This window comes from Azospirillum sp. TSH58 (genome assembly GCF_003119115.1).
Lineage (GTDB): Bacteria > Pseudomonadota > Alphaproteobacteria > Azospirillales > Azospirillaceae > Azospirillum.
Map to the genome: position 1 here is coordinate 596,210 of NZ_CP022366.1, position 21,729 is coordinate 617,938.

Annotated in this window: 21 protein-coding genes; 12 read left to right on the top strand and 9 right to left on the bottom strand. The window is 70.6% G+C overall.

The window, feature by feature from the left end; genetic code table 11:
• Positions 1 to 51: 51 nt before the first annotated feature.
• Positions 52 to 309: a hypothetical protein gene (locus TSH58p_RS21305; RefSeq protein ID WP_109072703.1), complete on the bottom strand. Its 258-nt coding sequence runs from the start codon at positions 307 to 309 to the stop codon at positions 52 to 54.
• 374 nt (positions 310 to 683) lie between these two features.
• Positions 684 to 1,511: an NAD(P)-dependent oxidoreductase gene (locus TSH58p_RS21310; RefSeq protein ID WP_109072702.1), complete on the bottom strand. Its 828-nt coding sequence runs from the start codon at positions 1,509 to 1,511 to the stop codon at positions 684 to 686.
• A gap of 170 nt (positions 1,512 to 1,681) precedes the next feature.
• On the opposite strand from TSH58p_RS21310, the gene TSH58p_RS21315 reads away from it, so the two are divergent.
• Together TSH58p_RS21315 and TSH58p_RS21320 are read left to right on the top strand one after the other, a co-directional pair.
• On the top strand, positions 1,682 to 2,428 hold the full coding sequence (locus TSH58p_RS21315; protein WP_109072701.1) for a hypothetical protein: 747 nt from the start codon (positions 1,682 to 1,684) through the stop codon (positions 2,426 to 2,428).
• Positions 2,425 to 3,417: a BMP family protein gene (locus tag TSH58p_RS21320; RefSeq protein WP_109072700.1), complete on the top strand. Its 993-nt coding sequence runs from the start codon at positions 2,425 to 2,427 to the stop codon at positions 3,415 to 3,417. The genes TSH58p_RS21315 and TSH58p_RS21320 overlap by 4 nt, the downstream gene beginning before the upstream one ends.
• Before the next feature lie 6 nt (positions 3,418 to 3,423).
• Here TSH58p_RS21320 and TSH58p_RS21325 read toward each other — a convergent pair whose 3' ends face one another.
• Both TSH58p_RS21325 and TSH58p_RS21330 read right to left on the bottom strand, forming a co-directional pair.
• On the bottom strand, positions 3,424 to 4,608 hold the full coding sequence (locus tag TSH58p_RS21325) for a pentapeptide repeat-containing protein (RefSeq protein WP_109072699.1): 1,185 nt from the start codon (positions 4,606 to 4,608) through the stop codon (positions 3,424 to 3,426).
• A gap of 130 nt (positions 4,609 to 4,738) precedes the next feature.
• Positions 4,739 to 5,491: an isochorismatase family protein gene (locus tag TSH58p_RS21330; protein WP_109072698.1), complete on the bottom strand. Its 753-nt coding sequence runs from the start codon at positions 5,489 to 5,491 to the stop codon at positions 4,739 to 4,741.
• Between the two features lie 279 nt (positions 5,492 to 5,770).
• Here TSH58p_RS21330 and TSH58p_RS21340 point away from each other — a divergent pair, with 279 nt between their 5' ends.
• Positions 5,771 to 6,331 carry a hypothetical protein gene (locus TSH58p_RS21340; RefSeq protein WP_109072696.1) on the top strand — a complete coding sequence of 187 codons (561 nt, stop codon included), beginning with the start codon at positions 5,771 to 5,773 and terminating at the stop codon, positions 6,329 to 6,331.
• Entirely contained in the window at positions 6,328 to 6,936 is a 609-nt protein-coding gene (locus TSH58p_RS21345) for a hypothetical protein (protein ID WP_109072695.1), read from the top strand. The genes TSH58p_RS21340 and TSH58p_RS21345 overlap by 4 nt, the downstream gene beginning before the upstream one ends.
• An 83-nt stretch (positions 6,937 to 7,019) precedes the next feature.
• Here the strand turns inward: TSH58p_RS21345 and galU are convergent, their stop codons facing one another.
• The 3 genes from galU to TSH58p_RS21360 form a co-directional block, all read right to left on the bottom strand.
• Positions 7,020 to 7,889, bottom strand: a complete 870-nt coding sequence (galU, locus tag TSH58p_RS21350; RefSeq protein ID WP_109072694.1) for a UTP--glucose-1-phosphate uridylyltransferase GalU — start codon at positions 7,887 to 7,889, stop codon at positions 7,020 to 7,022.
• Positions 7,890 to 8,022: 133 nt separating this feature from the next.
• The gene (locus TSH58p_RS33295; RefSeq protein ID WP_162600072.1) at positions 8,023 to 8,796 is read right to left on the bottom strand and encodes a DnaJ domain-containing protein; all 774 of its coding nucleotides are present in this window, start codon (positions 8,794 to 8,796) and stop codon (positions 8,023 to 8,025) included.
• Between the two features lie 33 nt (positions 8,797 to 8,829).
• The gene (locus TSH58p_RS21360; protein WP_109072692.1) at positions 8,830 to 9,576 is read right to left on the bottom strand and encodes a hypothetical protein; all 747 of its coding nucleotides are present in this window, start codon (positions 9,574 to 9,576) and stop codon (positions 8,830 to 8,832) included.
• A 194-nt stretch (positions 9,577 to 9,770) separates the two neighbouring features.
• On the opposite strand from TSH58p_RS21360, the gene TSH58p_RS21365 reads away from it, so the two are divergent.
• Complete coding sequence (locus TSH58p_RS21365; protein ID WP_109072691.1) at positions 9,771 to 10,481, top strand: RluA family pseudouridine synthase; 711 nt, start codon at positions 9,771 to 9,773, stop codon at positions 10,479 to 10,481.
• A 3-nt stretch (positions 10,482 to 10,484) separates the two neighbouring features.
• Here TSH58p_RS21365 and TSH58p_RS21370 read toward each other — a convergent pair whose 3' ends face one another.
• Both TSH58p_RS21370 and TSH58p_RS21375 read right to left on the bottom strand, forming a co-directional pair.
• The gene (locus TSH58p_RS21370; RefSeq protein ID WP_247874305.1) at positions 10,485 to 11,555 is read right to left on the bottom strand and encodes a BMP family ABC transporter substrate-binding protein; all 1,071 of its coding nucleotides are present in this window, start codon (positions 11,553 to 11,555) and stop codon (positions 10,485 to 10,487) included.
• A gap of 162 nt (positions 11,556 to 11,717) precedes the next feature.
• Entirely contained in the window at positions 11,718 to 12,149 is a 432-nt protein-coding gene (locus tag TSH58p_RS21375) for a DUF123 domain-containing protein (RefSeq protein ID WP_109072689.1), read from the bottom strand.
• A gap of 93 nt (positions 12,150 to 12,242) precedes the next feature.
• On the opposite strand from TSH58p_RS21375, the gene bioF reads away from it, so the two are divergent.
• The 7 genes from bioF to ppdK all read left to right on the top strand — a co-directional run bounded on the left by bioF (position 12,243) and on the right by ppdK (position 21,698).
• A complete protein-coding gene (gene bioF / locus TSH58p_RS21380; RefSeq protein WP_109072688.1) occupies positions 12,243 to 13,424 on the top strand; it encodes an 8-amino-7-oxononanoate synthase in 1,182 nt (393 codons plus the stop codon).
• Complete coding sequence (locus TSH58p_RS21385) at positions 13,421 to 14,212, top strand: alpha/beta fold hydrolase (RefSeq protein ID WP_109072717.1); 792 nt, start codon at positions 13,421 to 13,423, stop codon at positions 14,210 to 14,212. The genes bioF and TSH58p_RS21385 overlap by 4 nt, the downstream gene beginning before the upstream one ends.
• Positions 14,209 to 15,630 (top strand): dethiobiotin synthase, encoded by a 1,422-nt coding sequence (bioD, locus tag TSH58p_RS21390; RefSeq protein WP_109469396.1) that lies wholly within the window; start codon positions 14,209 to 14,211, stop codon positions 15,628 to 15,630. The genes TSH58p_RS21385 and bioD overlap by 4 nt, the downstream gene beginning before the upstream one ends.
• Positions 15,627 to 16,943, top strand: coding sequence for an adenosylmethionine--8-amino-7-oxononanoate transaminase (gene bioA / locus TSH58p_RS21395; protein WP_109068484.1), 1,317 nt, complete (start codon positions 15,627 to 15,629; stop codon positions 16,941 to 16,943). Before bioD ends, bioA begins: the two co-directional genes overlap by 4 nt.
• Before the next feature lie 25 nt (positions 16,944 to 16,968).
• A complete protein-coding gene (gene bioB / locus TSH58p_RS21400; RefSeq protein WP_109068485.1) occupies positions 16,969 to 17,964 on the top strand; it encodes a biotin synthase BioB in 996 nt (331 codons plus the stop codon).
• A 53-nt stretch (positions 17,965 to 18,017) separates the two neighbouring features.
• Positions 18,018 to 18,725: a DUF2270 domain-containing protein gene (locus TSH58p_RS21405; RefSeq protein WP_109068486.1), complete on the top strand. Its 708-nt coding sequence runs from the start codon at positions 18,018 to 18,020 to the stop codon at positions 18,723 to 18,725.
• Positions 18,726 to 19,004: 279 nt separating this feature from the next.
• Positions 19,005 to 21,698, top strand: coding sequence for a pyruvate, phosphate dikinase (gene ppdK / locus TSH58p_RS21410; RefSeq protein ID WP_109068491.1), 2,694 nt, complete (start codon positions 19,005 to 19,007; stop codon positions 21,696 to 21,698).
• Positions 21,699 to 21,729 lie beyond the last annotated feature (31 nt).

Consider the following 21,729-nt stretch of genomic DNA (forward strand, 5'->3'; position numbering starts at 1 on the left):
TTCCGCTCCGGCCCCTTTCAAAGTGTCCCCTGGACCGTTGCGCTTCGCCGGTCAGTGGACCTCCACGCTGACGATGGCCGGCAGGGTGCGCAGGAAGTTCGCGCCCGTGTCGGTCGCCTCGACGACGAGGTGACCGCAGCGGTCGTGCCCGCGCAGGCGGGCTTCCGCGCCCATGCCGGCGGTGCGCAGCACCTCCGACAGGTCGGACACCGCGGTGCGGACCCAGGCCCGATGCTCGGCCAGACTCTTGTACGCCGTTGCTTCCGAGTGATTCAGGGTAACGGTAAAGGTGTGCAGCTCGATGGTCATAAGAGCTCCGGAATGAACCGATTGTTCTGGGACAAGCTCAGTGTTTGACGCTGTTCGAGCATCCGCTCCGCCCCAACCGGACGGTGTGTGACAACAAGCTGGAAAGGGACGTGCGGACACTTGCCGGTTGGCGGATTGAATCCGGGGATCAGCCGATCGGCGAAAAGGGTCCCTTTCGATTTGGGGAGCAAACAAACCGTAGTGTAACCGAAACCCGCGGCCGATGCTTGTGATATCGTGGGAACGCTGCCCTGCACAAAGCGCGCTCACAGGCGCGGAATGGGGGCGCGGAATGGGGGCGCGGAAGAGGAGCGCGAAAGGGGTGGGCCCGGCACGGCCTCCCCCCTGCGCTTCGCGGTTTCTTCGGAATGCCCTCAATCCAGGAAGATGTCCGGCGCCAACGGGGCGCCCGGCTTGACCGCATAGGGCTCCAGGTCGGTCACGCCCTCCTCCGCCAGAACCTCGTCGTCGATGAAGAAATGGCCGGTGCAGGTCCTGGCGTCGCGGGTCAGGATGGCGTGGGCGGCGTCGGCCAGGATCTCCGGCTTGCGGCAGTTGTCGAACTCGGCGGCGCCCTTCAGCATGGCGATGGCCGCCGTGCCGATGATCGTGCGCGGCCACAGGGAGTTCACGGCGACCCTGCCGCGGAACTCGGCGCTCATGCCCAGCGTGCACAGGCTCATCGCGTATTTGGCGATGGTGTAGGCGGTGTGGTGCTGGAACCAGCGCGGGTTCAGGTTCAACGGCGGCGACAGCGTCAGGATGTGCGGGTTCCCGGCCTTCAGCAGATGCGGCAGGCAGGCCTGGGAGCAGGCGAAGGTGCCCCGCCCGTTGACGCCCATCATCAGGTCCCAGCGCTTCAGCGGGGTGTCCAGCGTGCCGGTCAGGCTGATCGCGCTGGCGTTGTTGACCAGGATGTCGATGCCGCCGAACGTCTCCACCGTGCGGGCCACCGCCTCGGCCACCTGGGCGTCGTCGCGGATGTCGCAGAGGATCGGCAGCCCCTTGCCGCCCGCGGCCTCGACCTCCTCCGCGGCGGAGAAGATGGTGCCCGGCAGCTTGGGGTGCGGTTCCGACGTCTTGGCGGCGATGACGACGTTGGCGCCGTCGCGGGCGGCGCGCAGCGCGATCGCCTTGCCGATGCCCCGGCTGGCGCCGGTGATGAACAGGGTCTTGCCCTTCAGCGTGCGCGCGTCCGTCATGTCGTTTCCCTCCCCATGGTTCTTCCGCCGCTGCCGGCCGGTTGTCGGCGATGCTAGCACAAATCCCCCGGGGCGCGTCCAGACGCGTGCGTCATTCAATTGACCTATGCGTCAATGTACCCTTCGCGTCTAGACTGCGCTTGCCCCCTTTTGCCTGGGAGTTCCGGCCGGTGCGCCGTCTTGCCCTCGCCCTCGCGCTGATCCTCGGCGCCGCGCCCGCCTACGCGCAGGCGGTGGCGCAACACCTGTTCTTCGAGGCCGTGCCCGCCGGCGCACCGCCCGACGCCCCGTACGAGGCGCGGCAGCGCCTGACCGAGCGCGCCCGGACCGAGTTGCTGCCTGCCATCCTCGACGCCGCCGGCCTGGACGGGGCGGGCGCGGTCGCCGACCTGCGGATGGGCGGCTACCGGCTCCAGACCAACCCGTCGCTCCACCTGACCTTGCGGCTGGAGGATGGTCCCGCCGACCGGCTGGCCGGGGCCATCGCCTGGAGCCTCGAACAGGACAGCGTGCTGGTGGCCGATTTCGACAGCGCCGACGGCGCCACCGGCTACGCCCTGGTCCGCTTTCCCGCCGGCAGCCTGACGCCGGACCGCGCCCAGCGCTTCTTCCTCGCCGCCGCGGCGGAGCATGAGGGGCTGGGCGGCGGCTACACCGCCTTCGGGGACACGCTGCTGTTCCTGAATCTGCGCGGCGACGATGGAAGGCCCTACAGCGGCCTGCCCGACGACGCCTTCGCGGAGTTCCTGCGCCGCGCCGCCACCGCCTTCCCCGGCACCGTCCTGGCGGCGACCGGGCGCGCCGACGCGCGGCTGGTCCTCCAGCCGCCCCGGCCCGACAGCCCCGCCCTGCCCCCGTTGCGGGCGCGGCATGCGGCGCTGGTGTCCGAAACCCTGACCGCCGAGCCCGCCCGATGACGACCCACCTCTCCCGCCGTTCCGTCCTGGCGCTGGGCGCCGCCGGCCTCGCCACGCTCGCCGGTCCGGCGCGGGCGCAGGAGTTCACGCCGGGGCTGCTCTACGCGGTCGGGCAGAAGTTCGACAAGAGCTTCAACGAGGGCGCCTTCACCGGGGCGGAGCGGTTCAAGGACGCCACCGGGATCGCCTACCGCGACTATCTGCCCTCCAGCACGGCGCAGTTCGAACAGGCGGTGGCCGCCCTGCTGCGCCGCGGCGTGACCGACCTCGCGCTGATCGGCTTCTACTACGCCGCCCCGCTCGCCAGCCTCGCGCCGAAGCATCCCGCCGTCCGCTTCACCCTCGTCGATGCGGTGGTGGAGGCGCCGAACGTCCAGTCCGTGACCTTCAAGGAGCAGGAAGGGTCCTTCCTCGTCGGCATGCTGGCGGCCATGGCCTCGCGGACGGGAACCGTCGGCTTCATCGGGGCGCTGGACATCCCGCTGATCCGCAAGTTCATCGCCGGCTTCCAGCAGGGCGCCCGCCACGCCCGGCCGGACATCGGCCTGCTGGTCAATTTCGTCGGCACCACCCCCGCCGCCTTCAACGACCCGACCACCGGGGCGGAGGTGGCGAAGGCCCAGTTCCAGCGCGGTGCCGACGTGGTGTTCGCCGGGGCCGGCGTGTCGAATTTCGGAATCTTCGCGGCGGCCAAGGACGGCGGGCGCTTCGCCATCGGGGTGGACAGCAACCAGAACCACCTCTACCCCGGCACCATCCTGACCTCGATGCTGAAGCGGGTGGATCTGGCGGTGGAGCGCGCCTTCGGGGAGGGGCGCAGCGGCGTCTGGCCCCCCGGCACGCGCTCCCTCGGGCTGGCCGAGCGCGGCGTCGACTACGCGTTGGACGACAACAACCGCGCGCTGGTCACCCCGGTCATGAAGGACCGGCTGGAGGAGGCGCGCGAGGCCATCATCCAGGGCCGAATCCGGGTGCCCGACGCGTCGTAGCCACCGTCAGGCGTATTGCGGCTCGACCCCGACGGCGAAGCTCAGATCGGCGCCGCGCAGCGTCTCCACCGTGGCGCGGATGCGCGTCAGGTCGGTGCCGTGCAGGATGGCGCGGGCGAGGCTGGTGTCGCGCAGATCCGCGCCGGTCAGGCTGGCCTCGGCGAGGTTGGTCGGCCACAGGCGGCTGCCGTCCCCGGCGAGGTCCACCGGGCGCAGCCGCGCCCGCCACAGCTTGGCCCCCGCCAGATTGGCGCCGCGCAGGTTGCAGCCGGACAGGTCGGCGCTGGTGAAGTCCGCCTCGCGCAGGTCGCAGTAGGACAGGTCCGCCATCACCAGCTTCGCCCCGGAGAAATCCGCCCCGCGCAAGCCGCAGAAGCGCATCACGCAGCCGGCCAGGAGCTGGTTGGCGAAGTTGTAGCCGCGCAGGTCGACGCGCTGCATCTCCAGCCGCAGGCCGGCGGCGGCGTTGCGCTCGACCCAGAGCTGGTGGGCGGAAATGCTCTCGGCCATCCGCCCGGCGAGGCTCACCAGCCCGGTGCCGTCCACATCGATGCCGCGCCGCTCCAGCGTCTGGCGCAATTCGTCGTCCAGCCGGGCGCCGCACAGCAGGGCGCCCTGCATCTCCACCCGCTCCATCACCGCGCCGATCAGATTGGCGCCGATCAGGATCGTTCCGGTCATGTCGCTGCCGGAAAAGGTCGCCCCGGCCATGTCGCAGCCGGAAAAGTCGCATTGCGCCAAACGCGCGTCGGACAGGATGGCGCGGGCCATCTTGGACCCGATGAAGGTCGTGCTGCCGTCGGCGTTGCCCGCCGGCTTGCGCTCGTCGGCGCCCAGCATCATGCCCTTGCGCAGGTCGGCGCCCCGCAGGTTGGCCTCCTCCAGCGTGGCGCCCTCCACCCGCGCGCCGCGCAGGTCGGCGCTTTCCAGGGACGCGCCGGTGAGTTCGGCCTTCGACAGGTCGGCGCCGAACAGGTCGGTGCGCGACAGGTCGGCGCCGGTCAGCCGGGCGCTGCTCAGATTCGCCCCGCTGAGCTTGGCGCTGCTGAGGTTGATGCGGCGCAGCCCCAGGCCCGACAGGTTGTGGAAGCTGAGGTCGGCGCAACGGCCCTTCATGCTGGGGTCGCGCGTCAGCCATTGCTGATGCCGGACCAGCGCGTTGCGGATCGCCCTCAGATATCGCTCTTCCACGTGCGACGTCTCCGCGCCGTCCGTCCGTTTCCGCCGGCCCAGGACAGCCGGTTGAACGATCGGGACCCTTGCCACGCAGGGATGTTACCAGAGCCGCTTGGAAAAAGCGAAAGCCCTGATCCGCCGCGCCTCAGCGCAGCGTGTCGGCCAGCAGCGCGCCGCGCGACGCCATCATGTAGAGGCCCATGTGGTGCGCCGGCTCCTGCGGGTGGGCCGCGGTCTCCGGCAGGCCGAGATCCCGCGCCGTCTCCGCCGGCAGGTCGTAGGTGGCGCAGCCCGGCTCGTAGACCACCACGTCCTTCAGCGTCGGCATCATGCCGTGGTTGCGCGCGGACAGCAGGGTCAGGACGAAATCCATCACGCACACGTCGGTGCAGATGCCGACGGTGACGACCGACACCAGCCGGTTGCCGTTGACCCAATCCACCAGCCGGTTGCGCCCGGCCTTGCCCGCGCCGTCCGTTTCGGTCGCGCCGATGAAGAAATTGATGCAGTCCTTGGCGATCAGGGTCGCCGACGGCTCCGACTCGAGCCAGGCCAGTTCGGACACCAGCTCGTCATGGCCGGTGCCGACCAGGCAATGCGGGGGATACGGCGGCTCCGGCTTGTCCGGGGCGTGGCGGTCCAGCGAGACGCAGATCGGCCAGCCGGCCCCGGCGAAGCGGCGGGCCAGCCGGTCCGTCTCGGCGATCATGCGGTCCACCTGGGCGTTCGGCGCCGCCGGGGCGAGCGGACCGCAACCGACGGCGGCAAACCCCTTCACCTCGTCGATGATCACCAGCCCGGTGCCCCCGGCGGGCATGGCGTAATCGCCGAGCGCCACCGGGAAGGTGTGACGGATGGTGTCCAGCGCCTCGTCGCTGCGAGTCATCAGGTCCAGCATGGGTCCTCCCCTTGAAATGTGGAAATGTCAGCCCTGTGACCGGAGGGGCGCAACATTTCAGGACTGTGTCCGAGCACTGCGACATTGTGGCCGAACGCTTGCGCATGGGTCCGAAAAGATCAATCGGATTCAGGCCGATCGACCGGTTGTTGCAACCGCGGGACATATTCCTGTCTGCATCCGGCGGCCCATGCGACGGAATACCGCAATGCCAAGCCGTGAAACCCGGTCCTCAATAAAGGCGACGCGAAGCTTCCGCCGCAACCATAAGGTACACCAATGGTTCTATCGGCCGAGTTCCTGGGCATGCTTCTGCTGGTCACCAGCGCCGCGGCGCTCGGCCTGTCCATCGTCATCGACGTCGGGCAGATCACGTCGGAGAAGGCGCGCCAGACCATGATGATGCGCCAGCACGACCGGAAGAAGACCGCGCTGGGCGAATGGACCCGCAAACTGGAGCAGCGGCAGGAGGAAATGACCGCCTTCCAGGCCCGCTACACCGAATGCAACGGCCGGCGGCAGAAGGCGCTGTCCGAGATCAGGGCGCTGGAACTCACCAAGGTGGAGTTCGTGCATGAGCTGGGCGACGGCGAGGAGGCCAGCGGCTTCTGGGTCCGGCTGACCGTGCAGGACGAATTCCCGACCATCGAACGGCGCGACGTGATCTTCGCCCGCCAGATCTGGAGTTACTCCAACGTCGCCCATGTCTGGACCTATTCCGTCGATCAGGCGGCGGCGATGGCCCGCGTCGCCTTCACCGTGAAGAACGGCGTCCTGCCGACCATGGTCGTTCCGCTCGCCCAGGCGCCCGATCCCGACGCGGAAGGAGCGTCGGCATGACCGGGATGATGCTCTATCTCAGCCTCGGGCTGATGGTGCTGACGGTGCTGTCCAACCGCTACTGGCGGCGGCAACTGGAAGGTCTGCGGCAGGCGCAGTTGCGCATCCGCGAGAAGATGGAGGAGGTGGGGAAGGATGTGGAGGACATCGCCACCGCCTATTCCCAGGTCGCCCAGAAGCACACCGAGGCCGAGAAGCGCGCCCTGAAGGCGGAACAGGACATGCAGGCCGCCCTGAACGAGCTGGACGCGCGGCAGGCCTCACCGGTCGTGCGCTATCACGTGTTCGACCGCTCCGAGCCCCGTCCGGGCCGGTTCTGGGAGGTCGCGGTGCGCCATGTGCCGAACGACGCCACGGTGATGACCGGCCAGCGCGGCTGGGTTGGCATCCGGCGCTGTCTCCTGACCGCCGAAACGGAACGCGAGGTGCGCGAGCGCGTCAGCGCCCGCTACCCGCGCAAGGCGGGATTCCAGGTGTTGGAGGTGGTGCCCTGCCGGGTCGCCGGCCTGTCGGTGAACCGCATCCCCGAACTCAGCACCTTCCGCCGATCCGCCCCGCCGGAAGAGGCCGCGCGCCCTCCGCGCCGGGCCGCCGGCGGTCGCTGACGGCGCCCGGCCAACCGGAAAGGGGCCAACCAGAAAACGGCCGGCGGGAAAAGGGCGGCGCCCCTCCCCGCCGGCCAGCCGCGTCAGCAGTACTTGCGCAGCATGTCGCGGACCTTGTCCGCCATGTCCGGACGACGCAGGGCGTGGGCCAGCGTGGCCTCGATGAAGCCGACCTTGTCGCCGCAGTCGTAGCGGGTGCCTTCGAAGCGCAGGCCGTGGAAGGGCTGCGCGCCGATCAGCTTGGCCATGGCGTCGGTCAGCTGGATCTCGTTGCCGGCGCCGCGCTGCTGCTTCTCCAGATGATCGAACACCTCCGGCTGCAGGATGTAGCGGCCGATGATCGACAGGGTGGAGGGCGCCTCTTCCGGCTTCGGCTTCTCGACGAGGCCGCGGACGGTGGCCAGGCGGCCGTCGTCCTTTTCCACGTCCAGGATGCCGTAGCTGCTGGTCCGCTCGCGCGGGACGTCCACGACGGCGACGACGTTGCCGCCCACCTCGTTGTAGGCGTCGACCATCTGCTTCAGGCAGGGGGTGTCGCCCTGGACGAAGTCGTCGGGCAGGACGATGGCGAAGGGGTCGTTGCCGATCACCGCCCGCGCGCACCACACCGCGTGGCCGAGGCCCAGCGGGACCTGCTGGCGGGTGTAGAAGCAGCGGCCCGGCGCGATCTCGCTGTGGCGCACCACCTCGAGGGCGTCCTGCTTGCCGCGCTCCTCAAGGGTGCGGTTCAGTTCCGTGTCGGCGTCGAAATGGTCTTCGATGGCGCGTTTGCTGCGGCCCGTGACGAACACGAAATCCTCGATGCCGGCGGCCCGCGCCTCTTCCACGGCGTGCTGAAGCAGAGGCCGGTCGACCAAAGGCAGCATTTCCTTTGGAATCGCCTTGGTGGCCGGCAGAAAGCGCGTACCGAGACCGGCGACGGGGAACACCACCTTGCGCACAGGCTTTCGCATTGGGGTTCTCTTGTGGTTGCTTGAGGAAATACTTCGAATATGGAGACGATTCGCAGGTTTGCAAAACGCTCGTCCAGCTTTCTGCCACAGGCAATTCGGTGACGCAACTCCCCTTCCGTAACCCGGCAAAAGGTTAGTTGCGCAGCAGCAAATCCTTCGCTTGGTTGATCTTGGCTGCCAAATAGGTGGACCCCCCATGATCTGGGTGCACTTTCATCATCAGCCGTCGGTGGGCGTCCTTTACCTGTTCGGGTGTGGCGCCGGGCGACAACCCCAAAATCTCATAGGCCTCGTCGCGGGTCATGGAACCGCCCCCGCGACCGCCGCCGCCGCCGCCGCCGCCGCCGCCGCCGCCGCCGCCGCCGCCGTCCCTAGCACCGGCGTTGTTCGCGCGTCCCGTGGATTGCTCTTCGGCGGTTTGCCAGTCGGGGTGGGCGCGGTCCATCCACGCTTCCAGCACGGAGGCCGATTGCGGATCGTCGCGCCGGCACTCCTCCAGCAGCGCCAGCAATTGTCCCAGCGTCAGCGACTCCAGCGTCCGCCCGCGCCACGGCCCATGCAGCACCTCACCCGCCATCGCGCCGGTGTCGTGCTGCAGCGTCATCCGCAGATAGAGCGTCTCGATCTGCGAGGTCTGTCCGCCGGCCGAGCCCCCATAGGACGATGGGCGGAAGGCGTCGCGCAGCGTCCGCCAGCGCGTCAGCAGCGGAAAGGCCAGCGCCCCCAGCATCATGGCGGTGCCCAACCGCCCGGTCAGGGTCAGAATCACGACCGTCACCGCCGCCAGCGCGATGCCGCCATAGCGCACCGCCGTAGCCAGCGTGCGCGGGTCCGCCGACACGAAGACGCGGGCCAGCATGGCGAGACCGGCCACCAGAGCGATGCCCAGGAGAAAAAACCCAAACATCCCGCTCTGCCCCATCTCTAGCCGAATCCCGCCCTATGATGCATGGGTCTGCCCCCCACGTCCCCCCTGACCGTCCGCGAGCTGGCTGGTAAGCAGCCGAACCGCGTCGCCCCGCCCGCGGCTGTAATGCTCCAGCGCCGCCCGGCCACCCGCCGCGTAGACGGCGACCGCGCTCAGCAGGTCCCGCAATTGCTGGGCGGACGAGCCGTCAAACGGGCAATAGGCGCCGCCGCTCAGCCGCGCGATGGTCTGGAAGGCGCGCTTGGCGATCAGATCCCCGCGCTCATGGAAAATGAACACCGGGACGCCCAGCAACCCCAATTGCCCCGCCTGATGGGCGAGTTGATCGACGTCCTCCTCCATGCAGTCGCCGACGAAGACCAGCGCGTTGACCTTGCGGTCCCGTGTCTGCTTGATGCAGTGCCCCAGCACGCGGGCGATCTGGGTCTGGCCGGCCATGCAGGACACTGCGGTCATCCGCCGCAGCAGGTCCTGCGCGTTGCCGACCCATGGGCTGGCTTGGCACTCGCGGAATCCGCGGTAGTAGACGAGCTGGATGTCCAGCCCGCCCAGCGCCGAGGTCGCCTGGAACATCTCCCCCTGGATCTGGCAGGCGCGGTCCCAGGTCGGTTCGCGGCTGGCCGTGGCGTCCATGGCGAACATCAGCCGCCCGCGCGGTCCGCCCGGCGTCCGCGGCAAGGCCGCGACACGGCGCAGGAAATCATCCACCTCGGTCTGGGTGGACCGCTGCTGCGCCGGCAGATTGTCGCGTTCCCCCATCGCCCGTACCCCTCGCCACGGTGATTCGTCATTCCGTAAAGATGGGCGGCGTGGCGGCGTGGGTCCAGACGCCTGGGTCCAGACTTGTCCACGGCGCCGCCCGTAGGGCAACAGGCCGTGCGCCGATGTGGTTCCGCAGCGCGACAGAGCCGGCGGGCTTGCCCCACCCGCCGCGCCGTGCTTGGGTGGCGGCCATGAGCGACGCCGGTCCCACCCTCACCCCCGCCACGCTGCGCGCCCGAATCCTGCACGAGGACGAGGACGTCTTCATCATCGACAAGCCCGCCGGGCTGGCCGTGCACAAGGCCGGGCGGATCACCGACCATCTCGACCTCTACCTGCCCTTCCTGGCGGAGGCGGACGGCACGCCGCCGCGGCTGGCCCACCGGCTGGACCGCGACACGGCGGGCTGCCTCGTGCTCGGGCGGTCACCCTGGGCACTCAAGCGGCTGGGCGACATGTTCGCCGCCGGCCATGTCGAGAAGACCTATTGGGCGGTCAGCGAGGGCATCCCCGAGGAGGCGGAGGGAGTCATCGATTTCCCCCTGCTGAAGCTGCTGATCCCCGGCGCCTGGAACATCGTGACGCACCCCACCGGCCAGCCCGCCGTCACCCACTACCGCGTGCTGGGGACCGGCGACGGGAGGGCATGGCTGGAGTTGAGGCCGCGGACCGGCCGGACCCACCAGCTCCGCGTCCACAGCGCGGCCATCGGCTGCCCGCTGGTGGGGGAGCCCTATTACGGGCCGGTGCGCGTGCCGCCGGGAAACCTGCATTTGCTGGCGCGGTCGGTCAGCTTCACCATGGCCTTCGACCGCGAACCGGTCACCGCCCTGGCGCCGCCCCCGCCGCACATGCGGGACGCCCTGGCCGCCTGCGGGTGGACGGAACAAAGCGGGAGGTAACCGTCAGCGTCCGACCTCGGTGACGCCCTCGGCCAGCCAGACCATGCGGCCAAGCTCCGCGTCGCCGCCGCGCAGGGACTTGCCCTTGGCGACCACCGTCCGCCCGGTGTTGTCCTGGATCGGCCCGCGGAAGACGGCGGCGTTGCCGTTGGCGAGCTGCATCCGCGCCGCGTCGGCGTGCGCCCGCGCCTCCACCCCCACCGCCGGGCCGTAGGCGGTGTTGCGCACGAATCCCTGGTCGAAGCCGCCCTGGCGCAGATGCTTCCACGGCTTTCCCGCGGCGATCTGCGCGACGGCCTCGGCGTAGGCCTTCTCCCAGGCCCATTCGGCCCCGGTCAGGAAGCCCTGCGGGGCGAAGGCCGACAGGTCGGTGTGCAGGCCGCAGCAGAGGATGCCGTGCGCCTCCGCCACCTCGCAGACCGGGCGCCCCCCGTCGAGCTGGGCGGCCAGCACGTCGGCCCCACCCTCGGCCAGCGCGCGGGCGGCCTCGGCGACCTGCCGCGGCGTCGCCGTCTCGCCCACGAAGGCGACACGCAGCGCGGTGGCGGAATCGGCCCGCCGGGCGCCCAGCGCGAAGGCGTTCACGCAGCGCAGCACCTCGGGCGCGGGGTGGGAGGCGACGAGGCCGATCGTCTTCGCCCGGCTGGCGTAGCCGGCGACGAGGCCGGCGATGTGCTGCGCCTCCTCCAGATAGCCCTCGAAGAAGCCGGTGTTGACCGGCAGACGGTCGCGGTCCAGCGGCGCGCCGGAAAACAGGAACACCGTGTCGCGGTGGGCGTCGGCCTGGGCCAGCAGCCCCGGCAGGGCGTCGCCCGCGGCGGTGACGATGACGATCCGGCAGCCCTGGGGGCCGACCAGCTCCTCCGCCGTCGCGGCCAGCGTGCCGGCGGCGTGTTCCCGCTCCTCCAGCCGCAGGCCGGGCAGCCCGACCAAGGCGCGGGCGGCCTCCGCATGGGCCTGGTTGAAGCCGAAATCCGCGCGGTCGCCGCAATAGAGGACGCCGACGCCCAGGTTGGACGATCCAAGGGTGGACGGAGCCGATTGCCCCAACGCCTGGGGCGCCGTCAGAAGCATGGTCGCGGCCCCGAAGGCGCCTCCGAAAGCCCGGAGGATATCCCGGCGGTTATGGGTCAATGTCTTCATGCCCGCCTCCCGATGACGGGGGACTATAACCTCCGGATGGCGGTCGAACCAAGCAATTCGCCTCAATTCCCGCGCCGGAGCCCGTCCGGACCCTCAGAAAGGCGCGTTGGGCAGCGGAATCGGCGCCCCGTCCGGCCAATGCAGCAGATGGCTGGCGCAACGGCGGCAATCGCTGCTGCCGAAGCCGGGAACCGGCACCGGCAGGCCGGACAGCGCCGCGACCAGGGTGCATTCGTCGCCGCCGGGAACGATCCAGGCGCCGAGCAACCGGCCGGCGGCGGTCAGCCGGTCGACGTGCCAGCGCTCCGGCTTGCCCTGGCGGAAATGGCGCCCGACCCGCGCCCGCAGGCCGCCCGGCCCCCGCGCGCTGCCGCAATAGAGGTAGCGGCCCGGCGCCAGCACATGTTCCGGCTTGCCGGACAGGCGAAGGGTCAGCGCACGGTCCAGGGCGATCAGCAGCACATAGGCGCCGGGCTCGGGCGGCAGGCGGTCGGGGCGGTCGTGGAATGGCGGATCGGACGGCATGGCCGCGCCAGTCTACGCCAGCCGGAGCGTCGGGGCACCGCTGCGATTCGGACCTTTCGCCCCAGCGGCGCGCTCTGCTATCACGCCCGCACCATGTCCCTGCTCGACCCGCTGTTCCGCCAGCATCTCGACCGCCTCGACCGGCGCCACACGCGCCGCACCCTGCTGCCCGTGCGCCCGGAGGGGGCGGGGCGCATCCGGCGCGGCGGGCGTACGCTGCTGAACTTCTCCAGCAACGACTATCTCGGCCTCGCCTCCCACCCCCGGCTGGTGGAGCGCGCCGGCGACTGGGCGCGGCGCTGGGGCGCCGGGTCCACGGCGTCGCGCCTCGTCTGCGGCACGCTGGAGCTTCACGCGGAGGTCGAGGCCAAGCTCGCCCGGCTGAAGGGCACGGAGGCGGCGCTTCTGTTCAATTCCGGCTGGCAGGCCAACGCCGCCGTCCTGCCCGCCCTGTTCGACCGCGAGCTTCTGGGCGCGGAGGCGCTGGTCTTCACCGACCGGCTGAACCACGCCAGCCTGCACCATGGCTGCGCCGCCGCCGGGGTGCGGCAGATCCGCTTCCGCCACAACGACCTCGACCATCTGGACAGCCTGCTGGCCCAGCGCGCGGGGGAGCCGGGGGTGCGCTTCGTCGTGACGGAGAGCGTCTTCAGCATGGACGGCGACCGCGCCGACGTGCCGGCGCTGGCCGCGCTGGCGGAGCGGCACGGCGCCTTCCTGTTCCTCGACGAGGCGCACGCGACCGGCGTGCTCGGCCCGCGCGGCATGGGGCTGGCGGCGCTGGGCGAAGGGCGCGTGGACCTCGCCATGGGCACCTTCAGCAAGGCGCTGGGCGGCTTCGGCGCCTATGTGGCGGGGTCGCAGGCGCTCTGCGATTATCTGGTGAACCGCTGCGGCGGGCTGATCTACGCCACCGCCCTGCCGCCCGCCGTGCTGGGGGCGATGGACGCCGCGCTCGACCTTGTGCCGACGCTGGACGCCGAGCGCGCCCGGCTCCAAGGGATGGCGGAGCGGCTGCGCGCCGCCTTCCACGGGCTGGGCATCGCCACGGCCGGGTCGAGCACGCAGATCGTTCCCGCCATCACCGGAGCGGAGGAGGACGCGCTGGCCCTCAGCCGGCGGCTGGAGGAGCGCGGCATCCTGGGCATCGCCATCCGCCCGCCGACCGTGCCGCCGGGCACCAGCCGCCTGCGCTTCGCCCTGTCCGCCGCCCACACGGACGCCGATCTGGAAGCGCTGACGGGCGCGGTCGCCGACGCTTGGGCGCCGGCATGACCCAGCCCGCGATGACCGCGCCGCTGTTCGTCTTCGTCCATGGCTGGGGTTTCGGCACCGGCGTCTGGGACGGCGTGCGGAACGCCCTGCCGGGTGGCGGGAGCGTGGCGGTGGATTTGGGCTTCTACGGTCCGCCGGCGCTTCCCCGCCTTCCCGCCGGGCGGCCCGTCGTCGCGGTCGGCCATTCCTTCGGCGCGCTGTGGCTGCTGCACGAGCGGCCCTTCGCCTGGGACGGGCTGGTGCTGGTCAACGGCTTCCCCCGCTTCACCGAGGGCGACGGCTTCGCCCCCGCCACGCCGCGCCGCGTGCTGGACCGCATGATCGCGCGCTTCGCCGCCGCGCCGGAGGCGGTCACCGCCGACTTCCTGCGCCGCTGCGGCGTCGAGGCTCCGCCGCCCGGCGGACCGGACCCTGAGCGGTTGGGCGAAGCCCTGCGGGCCTTGCGCGACTGGGACGCCCGCGCTGCAATGACCGGGCCGGCGCTGGCCCTGGCGGGGGCGCAGGACCCCATCGTGCCGCCGGCCATGACCGGACAGGCGTTTCGTCGCCACCTTGTCCCTCTCCCCTCTGGGGAGAGGGTGGCGCCGCAGGCGCCGGGTGAGGGGGTTGCGCATTTGCCGAACGCACTGGAACTGCGCACCCCCCTCACCCCAGAGGGAAGAGGGAAAATTGGAAGCGATAGGATCTCGGTGGAATGGCACCCCGAGGGCGGGCACCTGTTGCCGCTGACCGCGCCGGGCTGGTGCGCCGAGCGGATCGCCGCCTTCGCCGCCGGGCTGACGGCATGACCGCCGACCCGCGCAAGGCCGCCATCGCCGCCGCCTTCGGCAAGGCCGCCCCCCGCTACGAGGAACACGCCGCCGTGCAGCGCATCGCGGCGGAGCGTCTGGCGGAGCGCGTCGCCCGCCTGCCCCTGCCGCCCCGCCCCCGCGTGCTGGAGATCGGCTGCGGCACCGGCTTCCTCAGCCGCGCCCTGCGCGAGCGGATCGGACCGGCGGACTGGCTGCTCACCGACCTGTCGCCGGACATGCTGGCGCGCTGCCGCGCCGCCTTGGGCGACCCGCCGGACGCGGATTTCCGTCTTCTGGACGGCGAGCAGCCGGACCTCGACGGCCCCTTCGACCTGCCCTTCGACCTGATCGTCTCCAGCCTCGCCCTGCAATGGTTCCGCGACCCCGCCGCCGCCCTGGCGCGCTGGGCCGGGCTGCTGGCGCCGGGCGGACGCATCGCCGTCGCCACGCTCGCCGCCGACAGTTTCCGGGAGTGGCGGGAGGCTCACCATGAGTTGGGGCTGGAGGCCGGGATTCCCGCCTACCCCACCCGCCGCGACCTCGACGGGCTGTGGCCCGCCGGAGGCGCCGGATCGGTGGAGGAGGAACGGCTGCTCCGCCGCCACGCCGACGGGCTGGAGTTCCTCGCCGAACTGAAGGGCATCGGCGCCCATCTGCCGGCGGAGGGCCGCCGCCCCCTGCCGCCGGGCGCCCTGCGCCGCGTGCTGCGCCGGCTGGAACGGCCGGAAGGACTGACCATGACCCATCACATCGCCTACGGCCTGTTCCGCAAGGACGGGACCCGCCCGAACGGGGTGTTCGTCACCGGCACCGACACGGGCGTCGGCAAGACGCTGGTCTCCGCTTGCCTCGTGCGGGCCTGGGACGCCGCCTACTGGAAGCCGCTGCAAACCGGCCTGAAGGACGAGGCCGGCGACACGCCGACCGTGGCCGCCCTCGCCGCCCTGCCCGCGGAGCGCGTGCACCCGCCGGCCCACGCGCTGGCCGAGCCGCTGTCCCCCCACGCCGCGGCGGAACTGGAGGGCGTCGCCATCGACCCCGACGCCCTGGCCCTGCCCGACAGCGACCGCCCGCTGGTGGTGGAGGGGGCGGGCGGGCTTCTGGTCCCGGTGACGGAGGGCGTCTTCATCATCGACCTGATCGCCCGCTTCGGCCTGCCGGTGGTGCTGGTGGCGCGCAGCACGCTCGGCACCATCAACCACACGCTGCTCAGCCTGGAGGCGCTGCGGGCGCGCGGGCTGGCGGTGGCCGGGGTGGTGCTGAACGGCCCGCCCAACCCCGGCAACCGCGCCGCCATCGAGCGGTTCGGCAAGGTCCGCGTGCTGGCCGAGATTCCCACGCTCGACCGCCTCGACGCCGAAACCGTCGCCGAGGCGGCGGCCCTCCTTCCTTCCTTCGACAGCGTGTTTCCATGACCGACACCGCCCCCGGCACCATCGCGCTCGACCGGCGCCACGTCTGGCATCCCTTCACCCAGGCGCAGACCGCGCCGGAGCCGCTGGCCGTCACCCACGGCCAGGGAGTCAGCCTGTTCACCGAGGACGGGCGGGAGATCCTGGACCTCATCTCCTCCTGGTGGGTGAACCTGCACGGCCACGCCCACCCGGCCATCGCCGGGGCCATCGCGGAGCAGGCCCACCGGCTGGAGCAGGTGATCTTCGCCGACTTCACCCACAGCCCCGCCGCCCGCCTCGCCGCCCGGCTGGCCGAGGTGCTGCCGGGGGACCTCGACCGCGTCTTCTTCTCCGACAACGGCTCGACCGCGGTGGAGGTGGCGCTGAAGCTGGCCTGGCAGTACTGGCGCAACAAGGGCGAGGGCCAGCGCCGCCGCTTCCTCGCCTTCGAGGGCAGCTACCACGGTGACACCTTCGGCGCCATGGCGGCGGGGGTCGGCTCCGGCTTCTACGAGCCGTTCCACGAGCTTCTCTTCGCCGTGGACCGCATGCCCTATCCCGCCACCTGGGACGCCGATCCGGAGGTCGAGGCAAAGGAGGCCGCGGCGCTGGACTGGCTCGACCGCTGGCTGGCCGCCAACGGGGCGGAGATGGTCGCCGTCATCATCGAACCGCTGGTCCAGGGCGCGTCGGGCATGCGCTTCTGCCGCCCGGAATTCCTGCGGGCCATGGCCGCGCGGGTGCGGACGGCCGGCGGGCTGGTGATCTTCGACGAGGTGATGACCGGCTTCGGGCGCACCGGCGCCCTGTTCGCCAGCCATAAGGCCGGGGTCGCCCCGGACCTGATCTGCCTGTCCAAGGGGCTGACCGGCGGCTTCCTGCCGCTGTCGGTCACCGCCTGCGGCGCAGCGGTCTACGAGGCGTTCCTCGGCGCCGGCTTCGACCGGGCCTTCGCCCACGGCCACAGCTTCACCGCCAACCCGCTGGGCTGCGCCGCGGCCCTGGCCTCACTCGACCTGACCACCTCGGCGGAGACCGCCGCGAACCTCGCCCGCATCGAAGGACGGCACCGCGCCGCCATCGCCGCGCTGTCCAGCCACCCGAAGCTGTCGCGCGGGCGCGTCATGGGCACCATCGCCGCCATCGAGGTGACCGACGCGCAGGGCTACACCGCCGCCGTCGGGCAGACGCTGAAGCGCTTCTTCCTGGAGCGGGGATTGCTGCTGCGCCCGCTCGGCCCCGTGATATACCTCCTGCCGCCCTACTGCGTGACGGACGGGCAGCTGGACCGTGCCTACGCCGCGATCCGCGACGCCGCGGACACCCTTCTCTGATCTGCTTTCCACCCGAGGACCGACCATGCCCGACACCGCCATGCCGACCGCGGACTCCGCCGCCGCCCCCGCCACCGCCCGGCGCTGGACCCGCGAGGACATCCTGGCCCTGTTCGAGCTGCCCTTCATGGAGCTGCTGCACCGCGCCCACGAGACGCACCGCCAGCACCACGACCCGAACAAGGTCCAGCTCTCCACCCTGCTGAACATCAAGACCGGCGGCTGTCAGGAGGACTGCAAGTACTGCGCGCAGAGCGTGAAGTACGACACCGGCGTCGAGGCGGAGAAGCTGCTGGACCGCGCCCAGGTGCGCGCCGCCGCCGAGAAGGCCAAACAGGCGGGCGCCGGGCGCTTCTGCATGGGCGCGGCGTGGCGCGAGCTGAAGGACCGCGACGTCGAGAAGCTGGCGAACATCGTCCGCGACGTGAAGGACCTGGGGCTGGAGGCCTGCATGACGCTGGGCATGCTGACCCGCCCGCAGGCCGACGCGCTGAAGGACGCGGGGCTCGACTACTACAACCACAACCTCGACACGTCGGAGGAGTTCTACGAGCAGATCGTCTCCACCCACAGCTACCGCGACCGGCTGGACACGCTGGCCAACGTCCGCGACGCCGGGCTGAAGGTCTGCTCCGGCGGCATCGTCGGGCTGGGGGAGAGCCGCGTGGACCGCGCCGGCCTGCTGGAAACGCTGGCGAACCTGTCGCCGCAGCCGGAGAGCGTGCCGATCAACAAGCTGGTGTCGGTCGCCGGCACTCCGCTGGGCGGCGTGGAGGCGCTGGACGCCTTCGAGTTCATCCGCACCATCGCGGTCGCCCGCATCCTGATGCCGCGCTCCTACGTCCGCCTGTCGGCGGGGCGGCGCTCGCTCAGCGACGAGGGGCAGGCGCTCTGTTTCTACGCCGGCGCGAACTCCATCTTCTATGGTGACAAGCTGCTGACCACCGGCAACCCGGAGCATGAGGCCGACCGGCGGCTGTTCGACCGGCTGGGGCTGGAGGCCGACGGCGGCGCCCACTGACGCGCCGGCGTCCCCGGCCCCTGCGCAAAAAAAGCCAGGGGAGGACGCCGAGCATGGACGACATCGCCGCCAAAGCACCCAAGACCCACTACACCTCGGCCGAGGTCACGGCCCTGTCGCATCTCTACAGGGCCGAGATCTACCGCAGCACCGTCTGGCGCACCCGGCTGGACGCCACCACCAACTGGGCGGTGGTGACCACCGGCATCGCCCTGTCGCTGACCTTCAGCAGCGCCACCGCCTCTCCCCTGCCGCTGGTGCTGGTGGGGCTGCTGGTCGCCGTGTTCCTCTACATCGAGGCGCGGCGCTACCGCTTCTTCGACTTCTGGCGAATCCGCGCCCATGTGCTGGAGCTGTATTTCCTCGGCCCGATCCTGCGCGGCCAGGGCGACCAGTTCGCCCGGGGCTGGAACGAGACGCTGTTCCAGGACTACCAGAACCCCAACCTGCACATCACCTACCTGGAGGCGGTGGGCCGCCGGCTGCGGCGGAACTACGGCTGGATTTTCCTGATCCAGGTGGTGGCCTATCTGGGAAAGCTGATGATCCACCCGGTCCCGCTGTCGAGCCTGGACGAGCTGTTCGCGCGGGCGACCATCGGGCCGGTGCCGGGGCAGATCGTCCTGCTCTGCGGCCTCGCCTTCCACGGCACCTGGATGGCCATCGCCTTCCGGACCTTCCGCAGCCGCCGCGGCGCCGACCGCGAGCGCCCGCCGCAGCCGGCCACCGACGCCGTGCTCGATCTGGCCCGCGGTCCGTGAGGCCCGCGGCGGATTTCCCTTTTTGCGCAAGGGATAAGGGGTAGTTTTCCGTCCGGCCTGCCCCTTCTGCGCGCCGTGGCATAAATGGGATCAGCACCGTCGCGCTCACGCTATGCAACGGATCGTCTTGTGTTCTCCTTCCGCGGGGGGCTAGAAGGGGCTCCATCGGATGCGGTTGCGCGGTCATACCAGAAGGACACCCGTTCGCCGGGCTGATCTTCACCGGTTCCCCGCACAGCCGACGGCCGGACGACCATAGAGGTGAACGAGGATTTCACGATGGCGAGCCAGGGCGAGAACAAGTGGGTGTACAGCTTCGGTGCCGATGCCACCGAAGGCCGGGCGGACATGAAGAACCTGCTCGGCGGCAAGGGAGCCAACCTGGCCGAGATGGCCAATCTGGGCCTCCCGGTTCCTCCGGGTTTCACCATCACAACCGAGGTCTGCACCTATTTCTATGCCAACGGCCGCAACTATCCGCCGGAGCTGAAGGCCCAGGTGGAAGGCGCGGTGAAGCGGCTGGAGCAGGCCATGGGCGCCACCTTCGGCGATCCGGCCAACCCGCTGCTGGTCTCGGTGCGCTCCGGCGCCCGCGCCTCCATGCCGGGCATGATGGACACGGTGCTGAATCTCGGGCTGAACGACGCGACCGCCGCCGGCCTCGCCAAGCGCTCGGGCGACGCCCGATTCGCCTACGACAGCTACCGCCGCTTCATCCAGATGTACTCGAACGTGGTGCTGGACGTTGACCACCACCATTTCGAGGAGATCCTGGACAACCACAAGCGCGACAAGAACCACAACCTCGACACCGACCTCAGCGCCGCCGACTGGCAGGCCGTCATCGAGGACTACAAGAAGGCCGTCGAGCACGAACTCGGCAAGCCCTTCCCGCAGGACGTTCAGGAGCAGCTGTGGGGCGCCGTCGGCGCCGTGTTCGGCTCCTGGATGAACGCCCGCGCCATCACCTACCGCAAGCTGCACGACATCCCCGCCGACTGGGGCACCGCCGTGAACGTGCAGTGCATGGTGTTCGGCAACATGGGCAACGACTGCGCGACCGGCGTGGCCTTCACCCGCAACCCGTCCACCGGCGAGAACGCCTTCTACGGCGAATACCTCGTCAACGCCCAGGGCGAGGACGTGGTGGCCGGCATCCGCACGCCGCAGCACCTGACCATCGCCGGCAAGGAGGCGAACAAGTCCGACCTCCCCGCCATGGAAGAGGTCATGCCGGAGGTCTTCAACCAGCTGAACGAGGTCCGCCTCACGCTGGAGAAGCACTACCGCGACATGCAGGACATCGAGTTCACGGTCCAGCAGAACAAGCTGTTCATGCTGCAGACCCGCAACGGCAAGCGCACCGCACCGGCGGCGCTGAAGATCGCCGTCGACCTCGCCGAGGAAGGGCTGATCGACAAGGCCGAGGCCGTGCGCCGCATCGACCCCGCCTCGCTCGACCAGCTCCTCCACCCGACGCTGGACCCGAAGGCGGAGCGCAAGGTCATCGCCAAGGGCCTGCCGGCGTCGCCGGGTGCGGCCTCGGGCAAGGTCGTCTTCACCGCCGACGAGGCGGAGACGCTGGCCGGCCAGGGCGAGGCGGTCATCCTCTGCCGCGTGGAGACCTCCCCGGAGGACATCCACGGCATGCACGCCGCCCGCGGCATCCTGACCACCCGCGGCGGCATGACCAGCCACGCCGCCGTGGTGGCCCGCGGCATGGGCCGCGCCTGCGTGTCGGGCGCCGGTGACCTGCGCGTGGACTACAAGTCCAAGATCATGTCGGTCCGCGGCGTCACCATCAAGGAAGGCGACATCGTCACCATCGACGGCTCGACCGGCGAGGTGATGCTGGGCCAGGTGCCGACGATCCAGCCGGAACTGTCGGGCGACTTCGCCACGCTGATGGGCTGGGCCGATTCGCTGCGCCGCATGAAGATCCGCACCAACGCGGAAACCCCGCTGGACGCCCGCACCGCGCGGAAGTTCGGCGCGGAGGGCATCGGCCTGTCGCGCACCGAGCACATGTTCTTCGACCCTGACCGCATCCTGGCGGTGCGCGAGATGATCCTGGCGGAGAGCGAGGCCGGCCGCCGCGCCGCGCTGGCCAAGCTGGAGCCCTTCCAGAAGAAGGACTTCGTCGAGCTGTTCACGATCATGTCGGGCCTGCCGGTGACCATCCGCCTGCTCGACCCGCCGCTGCACGAGTTCCTGCCCAACACCGAGGCGGAGATGGCGGAGGTCGCCAAGGCCACCGGCACCGACCAGCTCAAGGTGAACCACCGCGTGGTGCAGCTCCACGAGGCCAACCCGATGCTCGGCCATCGCGGCTGCCGCCTCGGCATCACCTACCCCGAGATCTACGAGATGCAGGCCCGCGCCATCTTCAGCGCGGTCGCCGAGGTCTCCCAGACCACGGGCGAGACGGTGATGCCGGAGGTCATGATCCCGCTCATCGGCACCAAGAAGGAGCTGGACATCCTCAAGGCGGTCGTCGACCGCGTCGCCAAGGAGGTCATGGACGCGACCGGCGTCACGTTCGAGTACATGGTCGGCACCATGATCGAGCTGCCGCGCGCCGCGCTGAAGGCCGGTGAGATCGCCGAGACGGCGGAGTTCTTCTCCTACGGCACGAACGACCTGACCCAGACGACCTTCGGCCTGTCGCGCGACGACGCCGGCGCCTTCCTGCCGGAGTACCAGCGCCAGGGCATCCTGGAGCACGACCCGTTCCAGACGCTGGACCAGGACGGCGTGGGCGAGCTGATCGCCATCGCCACGGAGCGCGGCCGCAAGGTCCGTCCGAACATCAAGCTCGGCATCTGCGGCGAGCATGGCGGCGACCCGGCCTCCATCTCCTTCTGCGAGAAGGTCGGGCTGGATTACGTGTCCTGCTCGCCCTACCGCGTGCCGATCGCCCGTCTGGCCGCCGCCCAGGCGGCGCTCGACGCCGACACGGTGAAGCGCGACTGACCGGTACCCGACGACGCGAAGGCCCCCACCC

Excerpts from the sequence above, each read along its gene's own strand:
- bioF (WP_109072688.1), top strand. The coding sequence starts at position 12,243 with ATGTCCCTGCTCGACCCGCTGTTCCGCCAGCATCTCGACCGCCTCGAC.
- ppdK (WP_109068491.1), top strand. The coding sequence starts at position 19,005 with ATGGCGAGCCAGGGCGAGAACAAGTGGGTGTACAGCTTCGGTGCCGAT.
- bioB (WP_109068485.1), top strand. The coding sequence starts at position 16,969 with ATGCCCGACACCGCCATGCCGACCGCGGACTCCGCCGCCGCCCCCGCC.
- TSH58p_RS21405 (WP_109068486.1), top strand. The coding sequence starts at position 18,018 with ATGGACGACATCGCCGCCAAAGCACCCAAGACCCACTACACCTCGGCC.
- TSH58p_RS21370 (WP_247874305.1), bottom strand. The coding sequence starts at position 11,555 with ATGCTTCTGACGGCGCCCCAGGCGTTGGGGCAATCGGCTCCGTCCACC.
- TSH58p_RS21375 (WP_109072689.1), bottom strand. The coding sequence starts at position 12,149 with ATGCCGTCCGATCCGCCATTCCACGACCGCCCCGACCGCCTGCCGCCC.
- TSH58p_RS21330 (WP_109072698.1), bottom strand. The coding sequence starts at position 5,491 with ATGCTGGACCTGATGACTCGCAGCGACGAGGCGCTGGACACCATCCGT.
- bioA (WP_109068484.1), top strand. The coding sequence starts at position 15,627 with ATGACCGACACCGCCCCCGGCACCATCGCGCTCGACCGGCGCCACGTC.
- galU (WP_109072694.1), bottom strand. The coding sequence starts at position 7,889 with ATGCGAAAGCCTGTGCGCAAGGTGGTGTTCCCCGTCGCCGGTCTCGGT.
- TSH58p_RS21320 (WP_109072700.1), top strand. The coding sequence starts at position 2,425 with ATGACGACCCACCTCTCCCGCCGTTCCGTCCTGGCGCTGGGCGCCGCC.
- TSH58p_RS21305 (WP_109072703.1), bottom strand. The coding sequence starts at position 309 with ATGACCATCGAGCTGCACACCTTTACCGTTACCCTGAATCACTCGGAA.
- TSH58p_RS21365 (WP_109072691.1), top strand. The coding sequence starts at position 9,771 with ATGAGCGACGCCGGTCCCACCCTCACCCCCGCCACGCTGCGCGCCCGA.
- TSH58p_RS21310 (WP_109072702.1), bottom strand. The coding sequence starts at position 1,511 with ATGACGGACGCGCGCACGCTGAAGGGCAAGACCCTGTTCATCACCGGC.
- bioD (WP_109469396.1), top strand. The coding sequence starts at position 14,209 with ATGACCGCCGACCCGCGCAAGGCCGCCATCGCCGCCGCCTTCGGCAAG.
- TSH58p_RS21360 (WP_109072692.1), bottom strand. The coding sequence starts at position 9,576 with ATGGGGGAACGCGACAATCTGCCGGCGCAGCAGCGGTCCACCCAGACC.
- TSH58p_RS21345 (WP_109072695.1), top strand. The coding sequence starts at position 6,328 with ATGACCGGGATGATGCTCTATCTCAGCCTCGGGCTGATGGTGCTGACG.
- TSH58p_RS21340 (WP_109072696.1), top strand. The coding sequence starts at position 5,771 with ATGGTTCTATCGGCCGAGTTCCTGGGCATGCTTCTGCTGGTCACCAGC.
- TSH58p_RS33295 (WP_162600072.1), bottom strand. The coding sequence starts at position 8,796 with ATGTTTGGGTTTTTTCTCCTGGGCATCGCTCTGGTGGCCGGTCTCGCC.
- TSH58p_RS21385 (WP_109072717.1), top strand. The coding sequence starts at position 13,421 with ATGACCCAGCCCGCGATGACCGCGCCGCTGTTCGTCTTCGTCCATGGC.